Here is a 22110-nt window from a genome sequence, read left to right as displayed (position 1 = left end):
CCAAGGTGGCGGTCGCACCGAATGGCCAACTTCCCTTAGGCGAAGGGCTGCAAATTGACGTCCTGAAGCTTGGAACTTGCAAGCAAAGCCTCGAGCACCTGCTTCTTGAGATACAGGCACTGCGAACGGGCAAGTTTGACGATGCCGGAAACGTCGCCTGCCTCGCAGGCAAGAACCAGTTCCTTTTGCTGGGCGATGATCAACTGGGTGAAGTCGCGCGACTTGAACCCGAGGTGGAGAACCCGCGCCGACTGGTCGAGGATCTGGTCCAGCAGATGCGCCAGCCGCAGATTTCCCGAGAGCTCCGCAAGGGCCAGACGAAAGGCACGATCGGCCGCAAGGAATGCAATTTGACTGCGTAGCGTCTCCGGCTTCAGCACTTTTTTTGCTGCCAGCCTGATGTCCTCCAGCCCGCGCTCGGTCATGTTCGATGCCGCCACCCTGAACACTTCCGGTTCGATCAAGCTACGGACATCGAAGATCTCGTTGACATCGCGCAGGCTGAGCGTCGCGACGACGTAGCCACGGCGCGGCTCGCTCCTGACCAGCCCTTCCTGCATCAGGCGGGCCAGCGCGGCGCGGATCGTCGCCTTTTTGATCAGGTATCGATCGCCGATCTGTTTCTCGGTCAGCGCTTCGCCGGGGCGCAGCACGCAGGCAATGATGTCATTCCTCAGCTGCTCATATGCCTGTTCCCTGCGAAGGACGTCGGCGGCTGACAGTGCTGTCGCCTCGACCGTGGCCGGCCTTGCCGGTTCGGCCCTCAACTTCGTCGTTTTCATATTTTGTCCGTCTGGCTGTCCGGTTGACGCTGGCATCAGCCTTCGCTAGCGTGAGCATCTCAGATTGGAAATCTGAGCATCTCAGGGAGGATAACTGATATGCCTTTACCCGCCAACTCGCCTCTCTACGCCGTTGCCGATGATATCGTCAATGCCGCGAAGGGGCCAGATCCCCTCGAAGCGGTAAGGACGGTCCTGGGCGACTACACCAACCGTTTTCACGCATCGGCAACACTCGCTCACGAAGAAGACGACGACGAGGTTCTTTTGCATGCGAGCCCGAACCTGACGATCTATCACATCACGCTGTCGCCCGGCCTGCAGTACCCGCCCCACAACCACCGGATGGATGCCTTGATCGGCATCTACAAGGGCAGCGAGACGAACTTCATCTATCCCGTTGCTGGCAGCGAACTCGATGTTCCCGAAAGGCAGGACATCGCAGCGCCTGCCGTGGTGCATCTGGCGTCAAATACCGTGCATTCGGTTGCGAATACAGGCAGCGCGCGATCGGGTGCGCTGCATGTCTACCTCGGCGATCTCACACGAACCCACCGCCAGCTGTGGAGCCCGGACAGCAACCAGGCCGAGCCGTTTGACAATGACCGCTACCTCGCCGGCGCTCGGCCCATTCAGCAGTCCGGGCACGAATGAGCGCGGGGGCGCCACGGGCGGCAAAGTCGGCAGTGATCAGCGAACCCGTCGGAATCGCGTCACACTTGTCACTCTCGCCAATCTGCTATCGCCCCTATCCTATCTCACGACCCAACACGTCGCGCCTGCGGCGACAAACCAGCAAGGGAGATGCACAATGACGGCACATCAGAATGGCACAGGCGAGCAGACGACGCGGCTCGCGATGAAGACACCACCGGTCGTTTCGCCTGACGCGTGGGAAGCCGCGCGCCAGCAACTGCTCGTGAAGGAGAAGACGGTGACCCGGGCTCGCGACGCACTGGCCGCCGAGCGCCGGCGGATGCCGTGGATGGCGGTGGAGAAGACCTATACGTTCGAAGGGCCCGACGGAAAGGTCAGCCTGCTCGACCTGTTCGAGGGCCGCCGTCAGCTGATCGTCTACCGCGCCTTCTTCGAGCCCGGCGTATTCGGCTGGCCCGACCACGCTTGCCGCGGCTGCTCGCTGGGGGCCGATCAGGTCGGCAACCTCGCCCATCTGAACGCCCGCGACACCACGCTTGCCTACGCCTCGCGCGCACCGCAGGCCGACATTGCGCGGCTGAAGGCGCGGATGGACTGGAAGATGCCCTGGTACACCATCACCGACAGCTTCGATGCCGACTTCGGCGTTGACGAGTGGCACGGTCATAACGTGTTCATCCGCGACGGCGATCGCGTGTTTCGCACCTACTTCATCAACAACCGCGGCGACGAGGCGATGGGGACGGTATGGAGCTATCTCGACCTGTCGCCGCTCGGCCGCCAGGAGGTTTGGGAAGATTCGCCCGAGGGCTATCCGCAGACGCCGACGTACAAGTGGTGGAACTGGCACGACAATTACGGCGCCGAAGCCGTTCCCGACAAAAAGTGGGTCGAGGTGTCGGACGCGGGAGAGGCCGCGTTCCGGAACCGCACTGAATAGAACGTCTTTGGCGTCGCGGAAATGCGGCTAGGACAATTGGAGGAGCGGGATGCACGGTTCAATTCGACCGCATCCCGCTCACTGTGCAGGACAACGGACATGAGCGAGATTCATGCAGGCGGATCCGCCGGCGATGCGAGCCCGGCCGGCCATAGTGCAGCCGATTGGCTGTCCTTTGCGGCCGCGCCGACCTTCGCAACCATGGCGCTGCTGACGCTTCTCGGCGGAGCGCCGGATATGATGTGCTCGACCGGCCAAGAGGCGTCACCGCTGGGCGGCATGGTCCCGATGTACCTGCTGATGAGCGCCTTTCATTTGGGACCTTGGCTGAAGCGGGTTTCCGGCCCGCGACGCCGCCGCAAATAGAGCTGTACCGGCCGACAAAGGCCCGTTCTGGTCGGGAAGACATCCCTCACCAGATCCACTCGCCCCTTCCCAAAACCGCTACCGCATCGACAATCCGGGTAAAGCTCGAGCGGGCGCGGCCGGCCGTGTGCCTGGCGCGCAAATAGCCGTGCACCAGTCCCGGCTCCTCGAACCACCAGGCGCGCCCGCCTGCAGCAACGATGCGATCGCGATAGGCTTCGCCGTCCGACGACAGCGGGTCGCATTCGGCGGTGATCACGATGGTGGGCGGCAGATTGGCAAAGTCGGCGTCGGCGAGCGGCGACAAGGTGAGATCGCCGGTGCGGTCCTCGCCACCGGTCCTGATGTCCTTGTAGAAAACGAGGTCGCGCACGTTAAGCATCGGCGCTTCCGCGTGGGTGACATAGGAACCGGCGGAGCTGTCGCCGCCAAGGCCGGGATAGACTAGGATCTGGCCGATCGGCTTGCGCGCATGGCCGCGCGTCGCGTGGCTGACGGACGCGGCGAGATTACCGCCGGCACTGTCGCCGCACAGCAGGATAGGCCGTTCGTAAGTGGTCGACGCCCATTCGAAGGCGCTGATGGCATCGTCGAAGGCGGCCGGATGAAGGTGTTCCGGCGCCAGCCGGTAGTCGACCGAAACCACTTCGTAGCCGGTGCGGCTGCAAAGCTCGGCGCAGAGGTCGTCATGGCTGTCGAGCCCGCCGAGCATAAAACCGCCGCCATGGAAATAAAGCACCATCGCCGCCGTTTCCGGCGCCGGAGCGCGGTAGATGCGGATTGGAACCGGATGCCATGGCGTGGCAATGGCGGTGGTTTCCGCCGTGACGCCTTGGGGATAGCCGGCAAAGAACTCGCGGCACATCCGGTTATAGATCTCGCGCTGCTCGGCGATAGTGTAGTCGATCGTATCGGGCGGATAATAGGAATTGGTCCGCTCGATGAAGGACCAGGTCTCGGCGTCGATGAGCTTTTTGTAGTCGGTCATGGGCGCTGAATGGATCGCAAAGAATCCGCCTGAACACCCTTGCGGGGGAGATGCCCGGCAGGGCAGAGGGGGGTGTGAAGGATCGCCATCATCTCCTCAGCGTCATTTCCCCTTCCACACCGGATCGCGTTTTTCGGCAAAGGCGCGAAAGCCCTCGAGATTGTCCTCCGAGCCGTAGAGCGCGTCAACCGTCGGCAGTTGCCGGCGCATCACCCGGTTCATGGCGTCCTGGAAGGTCAGCGATTCTGCGACCCGGGCCGTTTCCTTGATCGCAGCGAAGACCAGCGGCGGGCCGCTGGCAAGCAGCCGGGCGATCTCCCAGACGCGGTCCTCCAGCGTGTCCTTGGGCAGCACTTCGTTGACCAGGCCCCAGCGATGCGCCTCGGCGACATCCATCCAGCGGCCGGTGAGCAAAAGGTCCATGGCGACGTGATAAGGGATGCGCTTCGGCAATTTGATCGTCGCCGCATCGGCCAGCGTGCCGGCGCGGATTTCGGGCAGGGCGAAGGAGGAATGATCCGACGCATAGATGAGGTCGCAGGACAGCGCCAGTTCGAAGCCGCCGCCGACCGCCATGCCATTGACGCAGGCAATCACCGGCTTGTTGAGATCGCGCAGTTCCTGCAACCCGCCGAAGCCGCCGACGCCATAATCGCCGTCGACCGCGTCGCCGCCGGCCGCGGCTTTCAGATCCCATCCGGCGCAGAAGAACTTGTCGCCGGCGGTCTTGACGATGGCGACGCGCAGGTCGGGATCGTCGCGAAACGCCTTGAACGTCTCGCCCATCAGCCGCGAGGTCTTCAAGTCGATGGCATTGGCCTTCGGCCGGTCGAGCGTCACTTCGAGGATCGTGCCCTCGCGGCGGGTGGTGATGATTTCAGCCATTCTTCTTGTCTCCCAGCACCAGCAGCGCATCGGCGATCCAGGCGCCCTTGCCCTCGGTGCAGACGATCAGCGGATTGATGTCGAGCTCCTCGATTTCGCCGGCATTTTGCTGCACGAAGCCGGCAATGCCTGATATCGCATCGATTGCCGCCGCGACGTCGGCCTTCGGCCGACCGCGATAACCGTCGAGCAGCGGGAACAATTTCAGCCCGCGCAAAGCGGCCTCGATATCGTCGGGGGTCGCCGGCAGCATCAGCGTGACGCTGTCGCGCAACAGCTCGACCAGCACGCCGCCGGTGCCGAGCGTCATCACCGCGCCGAACATCGGGTCGCGGGTGAAGCCGACCAGCAGCTCGGCGACGCCATCGCGCACCATGCGCTCGACATAAAGCCCGGTGCCGAGCGGGCCGAGGTCATGCGCCGCGGTGCTGACGGATTCGGCATCCCTGAGGTTGAGCCGGACCGCATCGAGCTCGGATTTGTGGATGACGCCAAGGGCCTTCAGCGCCACCGGGAAGCCGAGCGCCATCGAGGAGATCACAGCCTCGACCGCATTGCCGGCGCGCTCGCCCTTCGGCACGGGGAGCCGGGCCTCGATGAGCCGCGCCTTCGCCTCGGCCTCGTCCGGCGTGACATGGTCGCCGGCCGGCGCGCCGGACGCCGAGGTGTCGATCGGCTGCGCCTGCGGCTCGCGCCACGCCCAGCCGATGAAGGCTGCCGCCTGGGCGGCGTCCATGGCCTCGGAAATGCCGAACAGCGGCACCATGCCCCGCGCCATCAGCCCGGCGGTGTATTCCTCGGGGAGGTTCTCCGGCAGCGAGGAGACGATCGCGCCTTGCGCGCGGTTGGTCTTCAGCGCCGCTTCGAAGGCGCGCAGCGTCGCCCACCAGTCGGTGTCCGAGCAGCGGTCGGGGCGCGGGAAATCGAGCACCAGCATGTTGAGGTCGAAGCCGCCAGACACCATGGCGGTGAAGGTGGCGGTCATCGCCGGCTCGTTGTTCCAGATGAAGGTGTGGTAGTCGAGCGGGTTGGCCACCGCGACCAGCGGCCCGAGCGTCGATTTGACATGCGCGCGGTGCTCGGGCGTGAGTGGCGGAAACGTCACCCAGCGGCCTTCGGCGCTGTCAGCCATCACCGACGCCTCGCCGCCCGAACAGCTCATCGACGACAGCCGGTAGCCGGGCAGGGGTCCGGTGACGTGCAGCAGCTTCAGCGCCTCGATGAAGGCCGGGATCGAATCGATACGGGCGATGCCAAGCCGCTTCAGGAACGCGCCGGACGCTGCGTCCGAGCCGGCCAGCGACGCGGTATGCGAGACGGTCGCCTGCCGCGCCTGCTCGGAGCGGCCGACCTTCATGGCGATAACAGGCTTTTTCAGCTCGCGCGCCCGTGCCGCCAGCCTTTCGAAGCCGGCTACCGAATCGAAAGCCTCGATATGCAAGCCGAGCGCGGTGACACGGTCGTCCTCGATCAGGCCGAGCGCCATTTCGGAAAGCCCGGTCTGCGCCTGGTTGCCGGCGGTCATCAGAAAGGCGATCGGCAGGCCGCGCTTCTGCATCGTCATATTGATGGCGATGTTCGACGACTGGGTGATGATGGCAACACCGCGACCGCCTTCTGGCAGCCTGATGCCGCCATGCTGGTCGGGCCACAAAAGCGCGCCGTCGGTGTAATTGATCAGCCCATAGCAGTTCGGCCCGATGATTGGCATCCGGCCCGCCGCCGCGACCAGCTCGGCCTGCAGCCGCTCGCCGTCCTCGTCATAGGCCTCGGTTTCGAGGAAGCCGGCGGCGAAGCAGACCGCACCGCCGGCGCCGCGCTCGGCCAGCGCCTTGACCACTTCGATGGTCAAGTGCCGGTTGACGCCGATGAAGGCGGCATCCGGCGCACCGGGCAACTCGGCCACCGAGCGATAGGCCTTGCGGCCGGCGACTTCGTCCTTGCTCGGATGCACCGGCCAGATCTCGCCGGCAAAGCCCATCTTGATCGATTGTGCGACGACGGCAGCCGCCTGCGCACCGCCGAACACTGCAATGGAGCGTGGACGCAGGAGACGTTCAAGTCTGTGCATCGATCAGCCCCCGAACGGGCGCAGCAGCGCCCGCGAAATAATGTGGCGCTGGATTTCCGACGTGCCTTCCCAGATGCGCTCGACACGGGCGTCGCGCCAAATGCGTTCCAGCGGCAGGTCGTCCATCAGCCCCATGCCACCATGGATCTGGATCGCCTCGTCAGCGACGAAGGCAAGCATTTCGGTGGCCTTCAGCTTGGCCATGGCCATGTCCTGATCGGTGACGGTGCCCTGATCGTACTTCCAGCCGGCTTCGAACACCATCAGGTCGGCGGCTTTCAACTCGGTCGCCATGTCGGCGAGTTTGAACGACACGCCCTGGAACTTGCCGATCGGCTGGCCGAACTGCTGGCGCTGCGCGGCATATTCGATGGCGTGGCCGAGCGCCCGCTCGGCACGGCCAAGGCAGGTGGCGCCGACTTGAAGGCGGGTCGCGCCGAGCCAGGAATTGGCAACGTCGAAACCCTTGTGGACCTCGCCGAGGACCTGGCTTGCGGGCAGCCGGCAATCGTCGAATTCGAGTATGGCGTTGGTGTAGCCGCGATGCGAGACGTTGCGGTAGCCGTCGCGCACGGTGAAACCCTTGGTGCCCTTGTCGACGAAGAAGGCGGTGATCTTCTTGCGTTTTCCACGCGAAGACTCTTCCTCCCCCGAGGCCATGAAGACGATGGCGAAATCGGCAATGTCAGCGTGGCTTATGAAATGCTTGGTGCCGTTCAGCACCCAGTCGTCGCCGTCTTGCACGGCGGTTGCCTTCATGCCGCGCAAATCGGAGCCGGCGCCCGGCTCGGTCATTGCCAGGCAATCCCATTTTTCGCCGCGAATGCACGGGAACAGATACTTCTCGCGCTGCTCCGGCGTGCCGGCAAGAAGGATGTTCGAAGGCCGCGCCACGCAGGTCCAATGCAGCGCGTAATTGGCGCGGCCGAGTTCCTTTTCATAGAGCAGCCAAGTCACCGTATCGAGCCCGGCGCCGCCGACAACGGCCGGCATGTTGGCGGCATAAAGGCCGGCTTCGATCGCCTTGGCCTTGATCTCCTCGATCAGCTCGCGGCGCAGCACGCCGGTGCGCTCGACCTCGCGCTCATGCGGGTAAAGCTCGTTCTCGACGAAGGCCCGCGTCGTCTCGACGATGAGCTTCTGCTCCTCCGAAAGACCAAAATCCATGGTCTCAGCCTTTCTTCCTTTTCTTCGGCTTTTCAGCCTTGGCCTTCTCGGCCGCCTTGGAGGCGGTGGGCTTCTTGGCCGCAAGCTTGGCCAGCTGCCTGGTGTAGTCCTTATGCAAGGCGCCGGCGCCCCAGCCTTTGCCTTTGTTCTGCTTCGACAGTGCCTCCATGATGGAGACCAGATTGTCGTCGCGGATCTTTTCGAGCTCGCGGATCGACAGACCGTGCGCCTGGTCGTCCGACTGGGTCGCGATCAGCTCGACCAACTCGTCGTTGAACTCCGGCACGTCCATCAGCTTGGTCCACGGCCATTTCAGGCACGGGCCGAACTGCGCCATGAAGTGGCGCATGCCGGCCTCGCCTCCGGCGACGCGATAGACCTGGAACATGCCCATCTGCGCCCAGCGCAGGCCGAAGCCATAGCGCATGATGTCGTCAAGCTCCTCGACCGTGCAGATTCCGTCCTTGACCAGCCACAGCGCCTCGCGCCAGGCCGCTTCGAGCAGGCGGTCGCCGACGAAGGCCTCGATCTCCTTGCGGATCACCACCGGCTTCATGCCGATCGAGGCATACATCTCCTTGGCGACTTCGATCGCCTCGGGAAAGGTCTGTTCGCCGCCGACGATCTCGACCAGCGGCAGGAGATAGACGGGGTTGAACGGATGGCCGACGACCAGCCGCTCCGGATGCTTCTTCATCGCCACCTGCATGTCGGTCGGCTTGATGCCGGAGGTGGAGGAGCCGACAATTGTGTTGGCCGGGGCATAGAGGTCGATCTCGGCCAGAACGCGGTGCTTGAGGTCGAGCCGCTCCGGCACGCTTTCCTGGATGAAGTCGGCATCGGCCACCGCCTCGGCGATCGTCTTGGCGAAGGTGAGCTTGCCCTCTTTCGGCAGACCTCCGGGCAGCATCTGCTTGTAGGCGCGTCGCGCTCCCTTCATCACCTCGCCGACCTTGCGTGACGCCTCGGGATCTGGATCGAAGATCGACACGTCGATGCCGTTGAGCAGCAGCCGCGCCACCCAGCCGGCGCCGATGACGCCGCCGCCGATGGCGGCCGCCTTGTTGATGATGCTCATGCGGAGGCTCCGGTTCTTGTCCTGGCTGTTGCGGGGTCGGTGAGGGCGACACGCTCGCCGGCACGGATCACGGACGCGTCATAGGCCTTGCGCGCGAACACTTCGAGCACGAAGGGCCGGAAGAAATCGATCGGCAATGTCTCGTAATCCGGGTCGAAGCTCGACTGATCCCAGCGTTCGCAAAACTCATCGCAATCGTCGAAATACATGTGCCCGGCGAAACGGTCGCGGGCGTGCGGATTGCCGCCGAGGTGGTGGGCGTAATAGAGGCGCTGGAAGTCGCCGTGCTTCTCCACCACCCAGGTGCATTGCTCGCGCACAAAAGGCTTCAGGATGGCGGCTGCATACTCGTCGTGATTATAGGGCGCGTAGATGTCGCCGATATCGTGCAGCAGGGCGCAGGCAATCCAGTCGGTGTCGGCGCCGTCGCGCCAGGCCCGCGTTGCCGCTTGCAGCGAATGGCCGAGCCGGGTGATCTTGTAGCCGGACAGGCCTTCGTCGAGCTGGATCAGCGCGTCGAGCAGACGCTCACCGGTCTTTGCCGCGTAGTCGATCTCATGCTCGGTGAGGAAGGCATAGTCCTCGCGGTCGCCGTCCTTCATGGCAGTGAATTTCACGGTCTTCATCGGCGGCTCCTCCCAACCGGCTAGCGGCTTTTCAAAGCGGTGCGCGCTTCGTCAGGTTCAGCTTTTTGCGCACCTCATCCGGGCCGATGACCCTGGCGCCCATATTCGACACGATGCTGACCGCCCGCTCGACCAGCTGCGCATTGGTCGCCAGCACCCCCTTGTCGAGCCAGAGGTTGTCCTCCAGCCCGACGCGGACATTGCCGCCGGCCAGCACCGCGGCCGCGACATAGGCCATCTGGTTGCGGCCGATGGCAAAGGCCGACCAGTTCCAGGTTGGCGGCACATTGTTGACCATCGCCATGAAGGTGTTGAGGTCGTCCGGCGCGCCCCACGGCACGCCCATGCACAACTGCACCAAGGCGTCCGGCTTCAGCACTTCTTCCTCGACCAATTGCTTGGCGAACCACAGATGGCCGGTGTCGAAGGCCTCGATCTCCGGCTTGACGCCGAGCGCCGTCATTATGCCGCCCATGGCGCGCAGCATGCCGGGCGTGTTGGTCATGACATAATCGGCCTCGGCGAAATTCATGGTGCCGCAGTCGAGCGTGCAGATTTCCGGCAGGCACTGGCGCACATGCTCCATGCGGTTTGTGGCACCGCCCATGTCGGTGGCTTTTTCGTTCAGCGGCAGCGGGTTCTCCGGCGGGCCGAACACCATGTCGCCGCCCATGCCGGCGGTCAGGTTCAAAACAACGTCGACATCCGCCGCGCGGATGCGCTCCGTTACTTCGCGATAAAGGTGCACGTCGCGTCGCGGCTTGCCGGTCTCGGGATCGCGCACATGGCAGTGCACGATCGCCGCACCTGCCTTTGCTGCCTCGATGGCCGAATCGGCGATCTGCTTGGGCGAACGCGGCACGTGCGGGCTGCGGTCCTGCGAACCGCCGGACCCGGTCACGGCACAGGTAATGAAAACCTCACGGTTCATCGCTAACGGCATCGGACACTCTCCCAATAGAACGTAGGGCAAGAATGCCTGACTTGCCGGAAACTGTTTTGCGTTTTACGAAGATCGTGTGACCAAAACCGAAAAACCGACGATCTTTCGTGCCGAACGTTTGCCGCTCAAGGTGACGCTGCTGGTATTCTCCGGCTCGTCGATCATGTGCGTCGCGTCGGCCGTCGATCCGTTGCGCGCCGCCAACCGTATTGCCGGTGAGACGCTGTTCGATTTCAGGCTGGTCTCGGTCACAGGCGAGGCGCCGGTCACCACATGCGGCCTGCCGGTGGCGGTCAGCGGCCGCTTCGATGCGGCTGACACAACCGACATGCTGGTCGTCGTCGCCGGCTTCGGCACGCAGAACTATGCCACATCGGCTCTGCTGTCCGGACTGCGCCGGGCGGCGCGCGCGGCGCGCGCCTGCGGCGGCGTCGAGGCCGGCACCTGGCTGGTGGCGCGCGCGGGCTTGCTGGAGGGGCGCAGCGCCACCACCCACTGGGAGGACATGGAGGATTTCTCTTCGGCCTTTCCCGGTGTCGACGTGCGCCCCGACCGCTACGTCATCGACGGCCCGGTGTTCACCTCCGGCGGCGCCTCACCGACCTTCGACCTGATGCTGCATCTGATCCGCACGCGGCTCGGCATGGCCGTGGCGCTCGATGTCGCGAGCGTCTTCATCTATGACCAGGCGCGCGCCGCGACGGACGCGCAGCCGCTGGTCTCGCTCGGCCGTCTTGACGGCTACGATCCCAGGCTGGCGCAAGCCATCCGGCTGATGGAAGCGCATGTCGACCAGCCGCTGACCATCGCCGCGGTGGCAAAGCGCGCCGGGGTGACGGCACGGACGCTGGAAAGCATCTTTCGCAAGTCGATCGGCGAAACGCCCGGCGCTTATTACCTCAGGCTGCGCCTCGGCGCCGCGCGCCGCCTGGTGGTCGACACGCGCATCGCCATGGCGGACATTGCCGGGCGAACGGGGTTTTCGTCCGCCGCGGCATTTTCCAGAGCGTTTTCAAGAGCGTTCGGCGAAGCGCCGGTCAGGCTGCGCCAGAGATAGTAGGGGTCAGGCAGCGTCCTGGCGGACGCTGTTGCCGTCGATCTGCGAGCGCATCTGTCTCGCAAGATGGGTCTCGAAGCGGCTGGCGACCGCGCGATCCCATTCGTTTGCACTCAACGCACCTTGCTTCGGGTACGGCAGCGCCATCAGCCGGTCGATGATCGATCCGGCCTCGCCAGATGAGAGCAGGGCGTCGATTTCGCGTTCGTGCTGCATATCGTTTCGCCTCCTTCTTTCTGTTCCCGCCACGAACCACATATACGAGATTCGTGACGGCTGTTTGAAGGCAAGAGCGAGGCGATTGAGGGGCGATGCCGGGCAAAGTTTTGTCCGCCGCCGCCCATCTTGGGCACGATCGTTCCGGCAGTCAGGCAGTGCTTCAGCCAAGCCGCATCGACAGTTCAACATCCTCGCCGAACGGCGTGGACATGTAGCCACTCCCGGTCGAGCGCACCCGCTCGAGGTATTCGGGGCAAAGATCGGCGTTGTCGGCAGCGACGAAGGCGCCCGGCCTGAGGCGGTTTTCAACCAGACTCAAGATCTCGGGATAGAGCGCTTTGGCGCCGTCGAGCAGAAGCAGGTCGACGGTTTCGGGAAGATCGACGCTTAATGTTTGCAGCGCGTCTCCTTCGCGGATTTCCACCATGTCAATGAGACCGCCTGCTGTCAGATTACTCCTGGCGCGCGTCACCTTGGATGGCTCGAACTCGCTGGTGATCAGGCGGCCGCCGCCATTGTCCCGCAAGGCTGCGGCAAGGTGCAGGGTCGAGATGCCGAACGAGGTTCCAAATTCGACGATCGTCCGTGCGCCGCTGCCTCGTGCCAGCATGTAGAGCAGCGTGCCGGTCTCTCGCGAAACGGGAAGCCAGAGGTCCCTTAGCCGCCCATAGAGCTCGACGTATTCGGTCTTGCTTCGAACCAGGCGCATCCGCTCCTCGGCGGAGAATTCTGCCACTGCAGGGCTCGTTGCCGCAGCGGCTTCCTCGAACAGGCGGTCCAGCAGGGGCGCGAGCGGCTTTGTCGTCAGTGTGGTCATAGCGGTCTCCAGTCAAAATTGAATGCGTTCTTGTGCGGCATTCAAAATACGACTAATCATTCGCATTCACTAATCGCATTGGCGCGCCTCGCAATGAGCGATCACCGAAGTCCGCGGATTTCCTCGCGAAAACAGCCCAAGCAGGTCCGCTCGGCGGAGCTCGTCGCTGCGATTTTGCAGGCTGCTGTTCAGGTTTTGGCGAAAGAAGGCGCACAGCGCTTCACCACGGCACGGGTGGCCGAGATGGCCGGTGTCAGCGTCGGATCGCTGTATCAGTATTTTCCGAACAAGGCGGCGATCCTGTTCCGGCTCCAGAGCGACGAATGGCGGCAGACGACCGATTTGCTGCGCGACATCCTCGAGGATATCAGGAAACCGCCGCTTGAACGGCTGCGCGGCCTGGTCCACGCCTTCCTCCGCTCGGAGTGTGACGAGGCCGCGGTGCGTGTGGCGCTCGACGACGCCGCACCGCTTTACCGCGATGCGCCTGAGGCGCAGGCGGCAAGGGCGTCCGGAGACCGCACCATCCAGATCTTCATGCAGGAGGCGCTGCCCAACGCCGCGCAAGTGACTCGCGAATTGGCCGGCGACTTGATCGTGACGACGCTCAGTACGGTGGGGAAGCAGTTCTCGGAGGCGCCCCGAACTTCCGCGGAGATCGAAGCCTACGCCGACGCCATGGCCGACATGTTTTGCGCCTACCTGAGAGGCCTCGATCACGACTAAGACCTTGTCGTCGGTCTCAGCCCCGCGGAAAGTGCTCTTTATCCCGCGGCCGCTGAACAATGCGGCCGCGAACGGGGTACGCCTCAGACGTACCGGTTGACGATATTTTCGAGCAGTTCCTGGCGGCCGGATCTGGGCTGCGGCTCGATCTTTTCCTTGACGACGCGCTCGGCGATTTCCTCCAGCGTGCGCTTGCCGGCAAGCATCGCCTTGGCCTCGGCCGCATCCCAGCCGGCATAGCGCTTGGCGAGCGGGGCGGACAGCGCCTTGTCCTCGACCATGCGCGCTGCCGCCTTGAGACCGCGTGCGCAGCAATCCATGCCGCCGATATGGCCGATCAGCAGATCCTGCGGATCGAGCGACTGGCGCCTGAGCTTGGCGTCGAAATTGGTGCCGCCGGTCTTGAAGCCGCCGGCCTGCAGCACCTGGTAGTAGGCCAGTGCCATCTCCGGCACATTGTTGGGGAACTGGTCGGTGTCCCAGCCCGACTGGTAGTCGTTGCGGTTCATGTCGATCGAGCCGAAAATGCCGAGCGCATTGGCCAGCGCCAGTTCATGCTCGAACGAATGGCCGGCCAGGATGGCGTGGCCCTGCTCGATGTTGAGCTTGACCTCATTCTCCAGTCCGAAACGCTTGAGGAAGCCATAGACGGTGGCGACGTCATAATCATACTGGTGCTTGGTCGGCTCCTGAGGCTTCGGCTCGATCAGGATGGTGCCTTCGAAGCCGATCCTGTGCTTGTAGTCGACGACCAGATTGAGAAAGCGGCCGGCCTGTTCCTGCTCGCGGCCAAGGTCGGTGTTGAGCAGCGTCTCATAGCCCTCGCGGCCGCCCCACAGCACGTAGTTCTCGCCGTTCAGCCGCTTGGTGACGTCGATGCAGTGTTTCACCGTCGCCGCCGAATAGGCAAAGACGTCCGGATCGGGATTGGTGGCGGCGCCCGACATGAAGCGGCGGTTGGAGAACAGGTTGGCCGTGCCCCACAACAGCTTGACGCCGGTCTGCTTCATTTTTTTAGCAAAATAGTCGGCGATCTCGTCGAGCCGCGCCGCACTTTCGGAAAAGTCCCGGCCCTCCGGCCGCACATCGGCATCGTGGAAGCAGAAATAAGGCGCGCCCAGCAGCGAAAACATCTCGAAGGCGATGTCGGCCTTGAGCTTGGCCAGTTCCATCGTGTCGACACCGCCGGCTTTGGGGAACCATGGCCGGTCAAACGTCTGGCCGCCGAACGGATCGCCGCCCGGCCAGGCAAAGGAATGCCAATAGGCGACGGCAAAGCGCAGATGGTCTTCAAGCCGTTTGCCGGCGACGATCTCGTCGGGATTGTAGAACCGGTAGGCCAGCGGATTGGTCGAATCCGGTCCCTCGTATTTGATCTGCTGGATATCGCCGAAAAAACCGCTGGTCATGTTCTTTTCCTCTCGCATGGTTCGGCCTGATTACCTCAGGCGTAATTGGTTTCGCGTTGGTGCTGGGTGAAAGGCACATGTCAAAGCCACTCAACGAAGGAGACAGACCATGACCGACCTCAACACCATTGCCGAAAACTACATCGCCGCCTGGAACGAGAGCGACGCCGCGCGCAGGAAAGCCTTGCTCGAGGCGACCTTCACCGAGGACGTCGGCTATCGCGATCCGATCATGCAGGGCGACGGCCATGACGGCATCGCGGCGCTGATCGACGGCGTGCAGCAGCGCTTTGCCGGCTTCAGGTTCTCGCTGAAAGGCAAGCCGGACGGCTTCGCCGATACCATCCGCTTCTCCTGGAACCTCGGGCCGGACGGCGTCGAGTCCATCATCGAAGGCACCGATATCGGCGTCATCGAAAATGGCCGGCTGAAAAGCATCACCGGCTTTCTCGACAAGCTGCCGGCGCAGTGAGGCCTTTTCGGCAGGCCGCGGCGAGGGCGGGAATCCGCTCACGCCGTGGCGCTCCTGATCGCCGGATAAAGCGCCCGGTAGCGCTGATAAGCATCCGCGTAGGCATCGCCGAGGGCGGCGACCGGCTCGACCGTGGTGTCCGTCGCCGGCGCCGTGCACACGGCGCGCGGATCGGCACCGGTCGACGCAATCAGGCCAAGCCGGGCCGCGCCGAAGGCGGCGCCGAAATCGCCGTCGGCTGGAATATCGATGGGCAGGCCAAGCGCTGTCGCGATGGCCTTCAGCCAGTAGCGCGAACGCGAGCCGCCGCCGATCGCCGTCACCCGGGTCAGCGTCGTGCCGGCTTTGGCCAGCGCGTCGAGGCTGTCGCGGAAGGCGAAGGCGACGCCTTCGAGCACGGCCTGGGTCAGCGCGGCGCGGCCGGTCTCGTGTGCAAGCCCGGTAAACGCGCCACGAATGGCGGAATCATTGTGCGGCGTCCGTTCGCCCGAGAGATAGGGCAAAAAGGAGACGCCGGTCGGCGCCTGCAGCGCATCGCCAAGTTCGGCGGTCAACTCGCCGGCGCTTTTTCCAGCTATCCCCGACAGCCAGTTGAGTGAATCGGTTGCCGACAGGATGACGCCCATCTGGTGCCAGGTGCCGGGCAGTGCGTGGCAGAATGTGTGCACCGCGCTTTCCGGATTGGGAAGATAGGACGCGTTGGCGGCGAAAAGCACGCCTGACGTGCCGAGCGAGACGAAAGCCTGGCCAGCGCCGACCGTGCCCATGCCGCAGGCCGAGGCCGCGTTGTCGCCGGCGCCGCCGGCGATCGGGATGCCGGCCTGCATGCCCCATTTCGCGGCCAGTTCGCCGCGCAAGGCACCGGCCTTTGCCGTGCCTTCGACCAATGACGGCATCTGCCTTTCGTCGAGCGACGTGGCGGCGAGCAGTTCGGCGGACCAGGCTCGTTTGCCGACATCGAGCCACGACGTGCCGGCCGAATCCGACATTTCCGAAATGTGCTCGCTGGCGAGCCAGAGCCGCAAAAAGTCCTTCGGCAGCAGGACCTTTGCCACCTTGGCGAAAACAGCCGGTTCGTTGTTTTTCACCCAGGCCAGCTTCGGCGCGGTGAAGCCGGGAAAGACGATGTTGCCGGTCAGCTTGCGAAAGCGCGGGTCGGCATCGAGTACAGCCGCCTCGGCGTGGCTGCGTGTGTCGTTCCACAGGATGCAGGGACGCAGCACCTGGTCGGCGGCATCGAGCAGGGTGGCGCCATGCATATGGCCGGAAAGGCCGATGCCTTTGACCGCCGCGAGTTCCTTCGCATGCATGGACCTCAGCTCGGCGATCGCCGCTTCGCAGGCGCGGGTCCAGTCGGCCGGGTTCTGTTCGGACCAGCCGGGATGCGGACGCGACACGTCGAGCGACGCATGGCCGGAACCGACGATGCCCTGCGCCGCATCGATCAGCAGCGCCTTGACGCCCGACGTGCCGAGATCGAGGCCGAGATACATGTTTCCTCCCATGTCCGTCATGCCTGGCGGCGACGGTCTTCCTTGCTTCTCGTCCCGGTCTTGCGACACGGGCGGTGAAGATATCCCGGCAATCGTGCCGCCGGACAAGCTCCGGTCAACACGCGAAGATTTTTTCGACACTCGAAAAAATCTGGCCGGGGCAGTTTTTAAGGCAAGATTTAGTCTTGGTCAATTCGCCGCGAGAGCGGTTGCACGCCGTGAAAACAGTGCTGACAACGGGCTGTCCGGCCGTGCCAGTGCACGTTCCGACGCAAGCGCCCTCGCCAGCGCGCCATCATCGGAACGCAATGCCGCCTCGATCAGGGTCAGGTCGATGACGTCGCGTTGTGCGTGGCTGCCGCCGAAGCGATGGGCGATTGCCCGGATCGGCCGGATCAGGCGTATCGTCTCGGCATAATGGCCCTCGCCGAATGCCTTGATGGCGAGCGTCAGGGGATGGCCGACATCCCGGGTGAAACCGGCGTTGTCGTCTTTGCCCTGCATCGCCTCGCGCTGCGCCTCGAGCAAGCCGCTGGCCGGCGCTTCGAAGCCGGCGCCGACAAACGCCATCATTGCGTGGGCGTCGTTGAAGGCATAATGGCCGGCGCTGGCCTTGGGCGCCCAATTGGCGGCGAGTGTTGTCCAGCGCTCGCCGACATCGACGCCGCCGAGATGCAGCCGCCACAGGATCGCCGAGGCATCGACCATGTTGAGCGCCAGCGTCGAGCGCTCGCCATAGATCGGCCCGTCATAGAGCGCCAGCACCTCGTCGGTCTCGCCGAGATCATAATGGAACAGCGCCAGATGCCACCAATTGTGCACCTGCAGGAAGCTTTCCCGCGTCCACGCCTCGGGATTGGCGCGCATCCACAGAATGCCGTCCTTCTGCCGGCTCTGCATCTCCATGACATGGGCCACCGCATGCTGGGCCCAGCCGTCGCGCGGCTCGATGTCGACCGCCGTGCGGCCAAGCTTTTCGGCGCGCGCGTAGTCGCCCATCTCCTCCAAGCCAAAGGCCTGCATGCCGAGTATGGCGTGGTAGCCCGGCATGCCGCTCTGCCAGAACGGCAGCGCGCGGCCGATGCGGTCGCGCAGCATGCGCGCATTGCCGGTGAAGAAGTCGATCTGGTGGCCGGTCTGCAGCGCCAGCGCATCGAGCGGAAACTCGATGGCGATATCCTCCAGCACGCGGGCGGCCTCGTGCCAGCGTCCCTCCGCAAGGTGGCCAAGGGCGGCGACATGCGCCTGCTCGCGCGTCGTCGCGGCAAGCGGCAGCGCTGCCTCGTGACATGCCTTGGCCAGCGCCGTCGCTTCGCGCTCTGTGGCAAGGCCAAAGAGATAACCTTTGAACACATGCGCCATGACGAAGCCGGGATCGTCGGCGATTGCCCGGTCAACTGTACCGACCGGATCGCCGATGAAGCACTGCAACTCGCGCGCAGCCCGGCTGTAGGACGAGAGCCCGGCCTCCGTCGCGCCGGACAGTGTCAAGCCGAATGCATCGCTGACCGCCATGGTCTGTCCTCAGTTGCCCGATCGCATCGCCACCGTCGCGATCCCGGCGCCGACCAGCAGCGTGCCGCCGGTGCGATTGAAGATGCGGATCGCCTTCGGGTTGCGCACCACGTTGCGCGCCCTTGCCGCGATCAGCGCATAACCGAAGGCATTGGCGAAGGCGAGCGCCAGGAAGGTCATCTCGAAGATCAGCATCTGTGCCCAGAAATCCGCATGCCGGTCGAGGAACTGCGGCAGGAAGGCGACGAAAAAGGTGATGCTTTTCGGATTGAGCGCGGTGACCAGCCAGGCATGCGCCGTCATTTTCGCCGACGATACCGCATCGGTGCGCGGTTCGGCCCTGAGCGCACCGCCGGCGCGAAACAACTTTATGCCGAGATAGATCAGATAGCCGGCGCCGATCACCTTCAGCACGGTGAACACGGTGGCCGACGCCGCCAGCAGCGCGCCGATGCCCAGCATCGACAGTGTCATCGCGGTGAAGTCGCCGAGCGCCACGCCGACTGCCATCGGCAGCGCGGTGCGCCAGCCCTGGCCGAGCGCATAGGACACCACCAGCAGGATGGTCGGGCCCGGAATGACCAGAAGGACTGCCGAGGCGGCGGCAAACGCGGCCCAGTTTTCGAAGGACATTTTCTTCTCCTTGAGCTCAAAGAAGAGGATAAATCCTTGGCCTCGCGAAGATGTAAAGAGGCAAAAATCGAAAAAGCCCCTCGTTAACGCGAGGCGGCCGGCCTTCACGCTTTTTCAACCATGATTGGTGAAAATGCCTGCGATCCGGCCGGACCGTGTTTCCCGCCGATAGCGTAGGGTTTGGGTAAATGCGTGAGTTGCCGCACGGTCTGTCGCTGCCGCATAATGGCGACGCAATCGAAACCGAAATACAGCTTTCCCGCCGCACGGTGCTGTCCGGCGCCGGTGCGCTGGCGCTGCTCGGCGTCGCCGGCTGCAGTCAGACGCTGGATCTGCCGTCGCTCCAGCTCGACGACGTGACCACCGGCTCGATCCGGCCGGTCCGTCCGAGCATCAGCGTCGACAAGAACATCACCAGCCCCAACGTGATGTACGCTTCGCTCACCGACGGTGGCTTCAATGTGCCGGAAGTGCCCTATCTCAAGGTCAAGCCGGAGTTCCGCCGCCAGATCGTCGTCGATCCGACCGGCGAGCAGCCCGGCACCATCGTCGTTCACTCGCAGGAGCGGCTGCTCTATCTGGTGCAGCCCGGCGGCGAGGCGATCCGTTACGGCGTCGGCATCGGCAAGGACGGATTCCGCTGGTCCGGCCGCGCCAACATCCAATACGGCAAGGAATGGCCGGTCTGGACCCCGCCGCCCGAGATGATCGCCCGCAGGCCGGAGCTGGTGAAATGGCAAAGCGGACAGCCGGGCGGCCTCGACAATCCGCTCGGCGCGCGTGCCCTCTACATCTATCAGAACGGCAGCGACACCGGTTATCGCATCCACGGCTCGCCCGAATGGTGGAGCATCGGCCAGGCGATGTCGTCGGGCTGCGTGCGCCTGATCAACCAGGACATCATCGATCTCTACAGCCGCGTCTCCAAGAAAAACCCGGTCGTCGTCTTCTGAACGGCGGCTTCGCTTTCAACGATCACTCTGCCGTTGCGCGATGCCGCAAGACAGGCGAATGTGCCTGCGATTTTCATTGCCCGGGAGACGTGAACAATGGCCGGAACTTTTGTCATCGCGCAAGGCGGCGGCCCGACCGCCGTCATCAACCAGACCGTGGTGGGCGCTGCGCTCGAAATCCGCAAGCGGCATCCCGGCGCCAAGGTCCTTGGTTCCATCCACGGCGTGCGCGGCATTCGTGACGGCAATTACGTCGATCTTTCCGCCATCCCCGAGGACCGCCTGCGGCTGATCGCGGCGACGCCGAGCGCCGCGCTTGGTTCGACGCGCGACAAGCCGGATGCCGCCTATTGCGATCTCATCCTCAATGGCTTGAAGAAAGCCGGCGCCGATGCCTTCATCTATATCGGCGGCAACGACACCTCGGGCACGCAGCAGATCCTGACCGACGCCGCCGGCGGCAAGATCGCCTTCGTGCACGCGCCGAAAACCATCGACAACGATCTCGAGGAGAACGATCACACGCCCGGCTTCATGTCGGCGGCCGAGTTCGTCGCTGGAGCATTCCTTTCGGTCGATCTCGATTTCCGCGCTCTGCCGGGCATCTATGTCGGCATCGTCATGGGGCGGCATGCCGGTTTCCTGACGGCCGCGTCCGCGGCATGGCAGCTCGATCAGGACAGCGGCCCGCATCTCGTCTACGTGCCGGAGCGGCCGTTCTCGGCGGCAGCTTTCATCGACGACGTGCGTGCCACGCTCGACCGCCACAAGCGCTGCATCGTTGCCGTCTCCGAAGGCGTCAGCACCGCCGACGGCAAGGCGCTGGTCGAAAGCCTTGTGCCGCCGGAAAAGCTGGAGCGCGACCAGCACGGCAATGTCAAGCTGTCGGGCAGCGACCTGCCGGCAGCCTTGGAGCGCGCGCTCGCCGAAGGATTGCCGGGCAAGCGGGCGCGCGTCGATGCGCTCGGCTATATGCCGCGCGGCTATGTCGGCGCCATCAGCGCGGTGGACGCGCAGGAGGCCTTCGACGCCGGCGCCTTCGCGGTCACGGTGGCCGACGAGGGCGGCGGTTCGGTGGCGCTGCAATATGACGGCAAGAAAACCGTGCTGAAGAAGGTGCCGCTGAAGAACGTCGCCGGCAAAACGCGCCATATGCCGGATGATTTCATGCTGCCCGATGTCAACCGGCTGTCCGATGCGGGGATGGCCTATCTGAAGCGGCTGGTCCCGCAAAAGTACAAGATCGGCAAGCCGTTCGTCTGATGCCGGCCTTGATCTGATGGACAGCTGGTTCAGCAAAACCATCGTCGATGCCAAGACGACGATGCTGACCGAGCCCTTGGTGCATGAATTCGTGCGCGCCAACATCTGGCATTTGCGCGGCCGCGATGTCGACCTGCTGGTCGACACCGGCATGGGGATCTGCCCGCTGGCGCCGCAGATCGACACGCCGGCCGGCAAGCCGCTGCTGGTCGTCGCCACGCATATCCATCTCGATCATGTCGGCTCGCTGCACGAGTTTCCGTTGCGGGCAGGGCCGAGCCACAGCGCCGCGCAGTTCGACAGCATGGATGAAGCGGTGACCTACGCCTACATGTTCCATGATCTGGAAGGCGCCGTCTCCAGGCTGCCGGCAAAGGGCTGGAAAGCGGCCGATTACAGGATTCAGCCGGCGCCGCTGACTAGGACCCTGGACGAGGGCGATAGGATCGACCTCGGCGGCCGCCAATTCCGCGTCCTGCATCTGCCCGGCCACTCTCCGGATTCGATCGCGCTGTTCGACGAGGCAGACGGCCTCTTCTTCGCCGGCGACGCCATCTACGACGCCATGCTGATCGACGACCTGCCGGATTCGGATCGCGTCGCCTATCGCCGCACCATGCAGCGCCTGCTCGACCTGCCGATCCGCATCGGCCATGGCGGCCATGGACCGAGCTTCGACGGCAGGCGAATGCGCGAGATCGCCACCACCTATCTCAGCCGGACCGACGGGAAAGGCGAATAGGAGGCCTCTGCTGAAGCGGCGCAAATCTGAAGCGATTTGTCTTGGGTAGCTATTTTGTTCTTGCTTTGTGCCGGCAGCTATGCTACTAATTTGGGTATGGTGCTGATTCGCCCCAACGATCCGCCGCAAGGCGGGTTTTTGTTTTCGGGTTTCGGCGCCAGCCCGGCACGGCGGTTGCCAGCCGGAAATTAAATCTTCGTAATATTATCTGGAAACGACGATCGGTGCCCTAAATGCGGGGCTGTCGATCCGGTCGGCTGCCGTGACAGGCGAGACAGGCAAGGCCGACGACCGACGCGCCGGTGAAT

General features: G+C 64.1%; 23 protein-coding genes. 9 read left to right on the top strand and 14 right to left on the bottom strand.

Going from position 1 to position 22110, the window contains the following annotated elements; genetic code table 11:
• Positions 1 to 35: 35 nt before the first annotated feature.
• On the bottom strand, positions 36 to 782 hold the full coding sequence (locus NKH70_RS00535) for a GntR family transcriptional regulator (protein ID WP_352911647.1): 747 nt from the start codon (positions 780 to 782) through the stop codon (positions 36 to 38).
• 99 nt (positions 783 to 881) lie between these two features.
• On the opposite strand from NKH70_RS00535, the gene NKH70_RS00530 reads away from it, so the two are divergent.
• From NKH70_RS00530 to NKH70_RS00520, 3 genes are all read left to right on the top strand, one after another.
• On the top strand, positions 882 to 1436 hold the full coding sequence (locus NKH70_RS00530; protein WP_352911644.1) for an autotransporter: 555 nt from the start codon (positions 882 to 884) through the stop codon (positions 1434 to 1436).
• A 157-nt stretch (positions 1437 to 1593) separates the two neighbouring features.
• Positions 1594 to 2379, top strand: a complete 786-nt coding sequence (locus NKH70_RS00525; RefSeq protein ID WP_023677589.1) for a DUF899 domain-containing protein — start codon at positions 1594 to 1596, stop codon at positions 2377 to 2379.
• A 99-nt stretch (positions 2380 to 2478) separates the two neighbouring features.
• Positions 2479 to 2745 (top strand): hypothetical protein, encoded by a 267-nt coding sequence (locus tag NKH70_RS00520; protein ID WP_352915079.1) that lies wholly within the window; start codon positions 2479 to 2481, stop codon positions 2743 to 2745.
• A 46-nt stretch (positions 2746 to 2791) separates the two neighbouring features.
• Here NKH70_RS00520 and NKH70_RS00515 read toward each other — a convergent pair whose 3' ends face one another.
• The 7 genes from NKH70_RS00515 to bcoG all read right to left on the bottom strand — a co-directional run bounded on the left by NKH70_RS00515 (position 2792) and on the right by bcoG (position 10503).
• Positions 2792 to 3733: an alpha/beta hydrolase gene (locus NKH70_RS00515; protein WP_352717237.1), complete on the bottom strand. Its 942-nt coding sequence runs from the start codon at positions 3731 to 3733 to the stop codon at positions 2792 to 2794.
• 102 nt (positions 3734 to 3835) lie between these two features.
• On the bottom strand, positions 3836 to 4618 hold the full coding sequence (locus NKH70_RS00510; RefSeq protein ID WP_353024763.1) for a carnitinyl-CoA dehydratase: 783 nt from the start codon (positions 4616 to 4618) through the stop codon (positions 3836 to 3838).
• On the bottom strand, positions 4611 to 6689 hold the full coding sequence (locus NKH70_RS00505; protein WP_352915082.1) for an acetate--CoA ligase family protein: 2079 nt from the start codon (positions 6687 to 6689) through the stop codon (positions 4611 to 4613). The genes NKH70_RS00510 and NKH70_RS00505 overlap by 8 nt, the downstream gene beginning before the upstream one ends.
• Before the next feature lie 3 nt (positions 6690 to 6692).
• Positions 6693 to 7856 (bottom strand): acyl-CoA dehydrogenase family protein, encoded by a 1164-nt coding sequence (locus tag NKH70_RS00500; RefSeq protein WP_352915084.1) that lies wholly within the window; start codon positions 7854 to 7856, stop codon positions 6693 to 6695.
• A gap of 4 nt (positions 7857 to 7860) precedes the next feature.
• On the bottom strand, positions 7861 to 8934 hold the full coding sequence (locus tag NKH70_RS00495) for a 3-hydroxyacyl-CoA dehydrogenase NAD-binding domain-containing protein (RefSeq protein WP_352915087.1): 1074 nt from the start codon (positions 8932 to 8934) through the stop codon (positions 7861 to 7863).
• Positions 8931 to 9560 (bottom strand): HD domain-containing protein, encoded by a 630-nt coding sequence (locus NKH70_RS00490; protein WP_352915090.1) that lies wholly within the window; start codon positions 9558 to 9560, stop codon positions 8931 to 8933. Before NKH70_RS00490 ends, NKH70_RS00495 begins: the two co-directional genes overlap by 4 nt.
• A gap of 31 nt (positions 9561 to 9591) precedes the next feature.
• Complete coding sequence (bcoG, locus tag NKH70_RS00485; protein WP_352915093.1) at positions 9592 to 10503, bottom strand: 3-dehydrocarnitine:acetyl-CoA trimethylamine transferase BcoG; 912 nt, start codon at positions 10501 to 10503, stop codon at positions 9592 to 9594.
• A gap of 76 nt (positions 10504 to 10579) precedes the next feature.
• On the opposite strand from bcoG, the gene NKH70_RS00480 reads away from it, so the two are divergent.
• Positions 10580 to 11560, top strand: a complete 981-nt coding sequence (locus tag NKH70_RS00480) for a GlxA family transcriptional regulator (protein ID WP_352516932.1) — start codon at positions 10580 to 10582, stop codon at positions 11558 to 11560.
• Positions 11561 to 11566: 6 nt separating this feature from the next.
• Here NKH70_RS00480 and NKH70_RS00475 read toward each other — a convergent pair whose 3' ends face one another.
• Positions 11567 to 11776: a hypothetical protein gene (locus NKH70_RS00475; protein ID WP_352915096.1), complete on the bottom strand. Its 210-nt coding sequence runs from the start codon at positions 11774 to 11776 to the stop codon at positions 11567 to 11569.
• A gap of 163 nt (positions 11777 to 11939) precedes the next feature.
• Complete coding sequence (locus NKH70_RS00470) at positions 11940 to 12596, bottom strand: O-methyltransferase (protein WP_352915099.1); 657 nt, start codon at positions 12594 to 12596, stop codon at positions 11940 to 11942.
• A 93-nt stretch (positions 12597 to 12689) separates the two neighbouring features.
• Here NKH70_RS00470 and NKH70_RS00465 point away from each other — a divergent pair, with 93 nt between their 5' ends.
• The gene (locus NKH70_RS00465) at positions 12690 to 13322 is read left to right on the top strand and encodes a TetR/AcrR family transcriptional regulator (RefSeq protein WP_353024762.1); all 633 of its coding nucleotides are present in this window, start codon (positions 12690 to 12692) and stop codon (positions 13320 to 13322) included.
• 83 nt (positions 13323 to 13405) lie between these two features.
• On the opposite strand, the gene xylA is transcribed toward NKH70_RS00465, so the two are convergent.
• Entirely contained in the window at positions 13406 to 14731 is a 1326-nt protein-coding gene (gene xylA, locus NKH70_RS00460; RefSeq protein WP_352915104.1) for a xylose isomerase, read from the bottom strand.
• A 109-nt stretch (positions 14732 to 14840) separates the two neighbouring features.
• Here xylA and NKH70_RS00455 point away from each other — a divergent pair, with 109 nt between their 5' ends.
• The gene (locus NKH70_RS00455; RefSeq protein ID WP_352915107.1) at positions 14841 to 15203 is read left to right on the top strand and encodes a nuclear transport factor 2 family protein; all 363 of its coding nucleotides are present in this window, start codon (positions 14841 to 14843) and stop codon (positions 15201 to 15203) included.
• A 38-nt stretch (positions 15204 to 15241) separates the two neighbouring features.
• On the opposite strand, the gene xylB is transcribed toward NKH70_RS00455, so the two are convergent.
• The 3 genes from xylB to NKH70_RS00440 all read right to left on the bottom strand — a co-directional run bounded on the left by xylB (position 15242) and on the right by NKH70_RS00440 (position 18844).
• Positions 15242 to 16696 carry a xylulokinase gene (gene xylB / locus NKH70_RS00450; RefSeq protein WP_352915243.1) on the bottom strand — a complete coding sequence of 485 codons (1455 nt, stop codon included), beginning with the start codon at positions 16694 to 16696 and terminating at the stop codon, positions 15242 to 15244.
• Positions 16697 to 16885: 189 nt separating this feature from the next.
• Positions 16886 to 18211 carry a tetratricopeptide repeat protein gene (locus NKH70_RS00445; protein ID WP_352915110.1) on the bottom strand — a complete coding sequence of 442 codons (1326 nt, stop codon included), beginning with the start codon at positions 18209 to 18211 and terminating at the stop codon, positions 16886 to 16888.
• Between the two features lie 9 nt (positions 18212 to 18220).
• A complete protein-coding gene (locus tag NKH70_RS00440; RefSeq protein WP_352717259.1) occupies positions 18221 to 18844 on the bottom strand; it encodes a LysE family translocator in 624 nt (207 codons plus the stop codon).
• Positions 18845 to 19032: 188 nt separating this feature from the next.
• Between NKH70_RS00440 and NKH70_RS00435 the strand changes: the two genes are divergently transcribed.
• The 3 genes from NKH70_RS00435 (at position 19033) to NKH70_RS00425 (ending at position 21802) form a co-directional block, all read left to right on the top strand.
• Positions 19033 to 19797, top strand: coding sequence for a L,D-transpeptidase (locus NKH70_RS00435; RefSeq protein WP_352915113.1), 765 nt, complete (start codon positions 19033 to 19035; stop codon positions 19795 to 19797).
• A 96-nt stretch (positions 19798 to 19893) separates the two neighbouring features.
• Positions 19894 to 21060: a diphosphate--fructose-6-phosphate 1-phosphotransferase gene (locus NKH70_RS00430; RefSeq protein WP_352915116.1), complete on the top strand. Its 1167-nt coding sequence runs from the start codon at positions 19894 to 19896 to the stop codon at positions 21058 to 21060.
• A gap of 16 nt (positions 21061 to 21076) precedes the next feature.
• A complete protein-coding gene (locus NKH70_RS00425; protein ID WP_352717263.1) occupies positions 21077 to 21802 on the top strand; it encodes an MBL fold metallo-hydrolase in 726 nt (241 codons plus the stop codon).
• Positions 21803 to 22110 lie beyond the last annotated feature (308 nt).

This window comes from Mesorhizobium sp. M0991, assembly GCF_040318915.1.
Lineage (GTDB): Bacteria > Pseudomonadota > Alphaproteobacteria > Rhizobiales > Rhizobiaceae > Mesorhizobium.
This window is presented reverse-complemented; position numbering and strand designations above follow the sequence as displayed.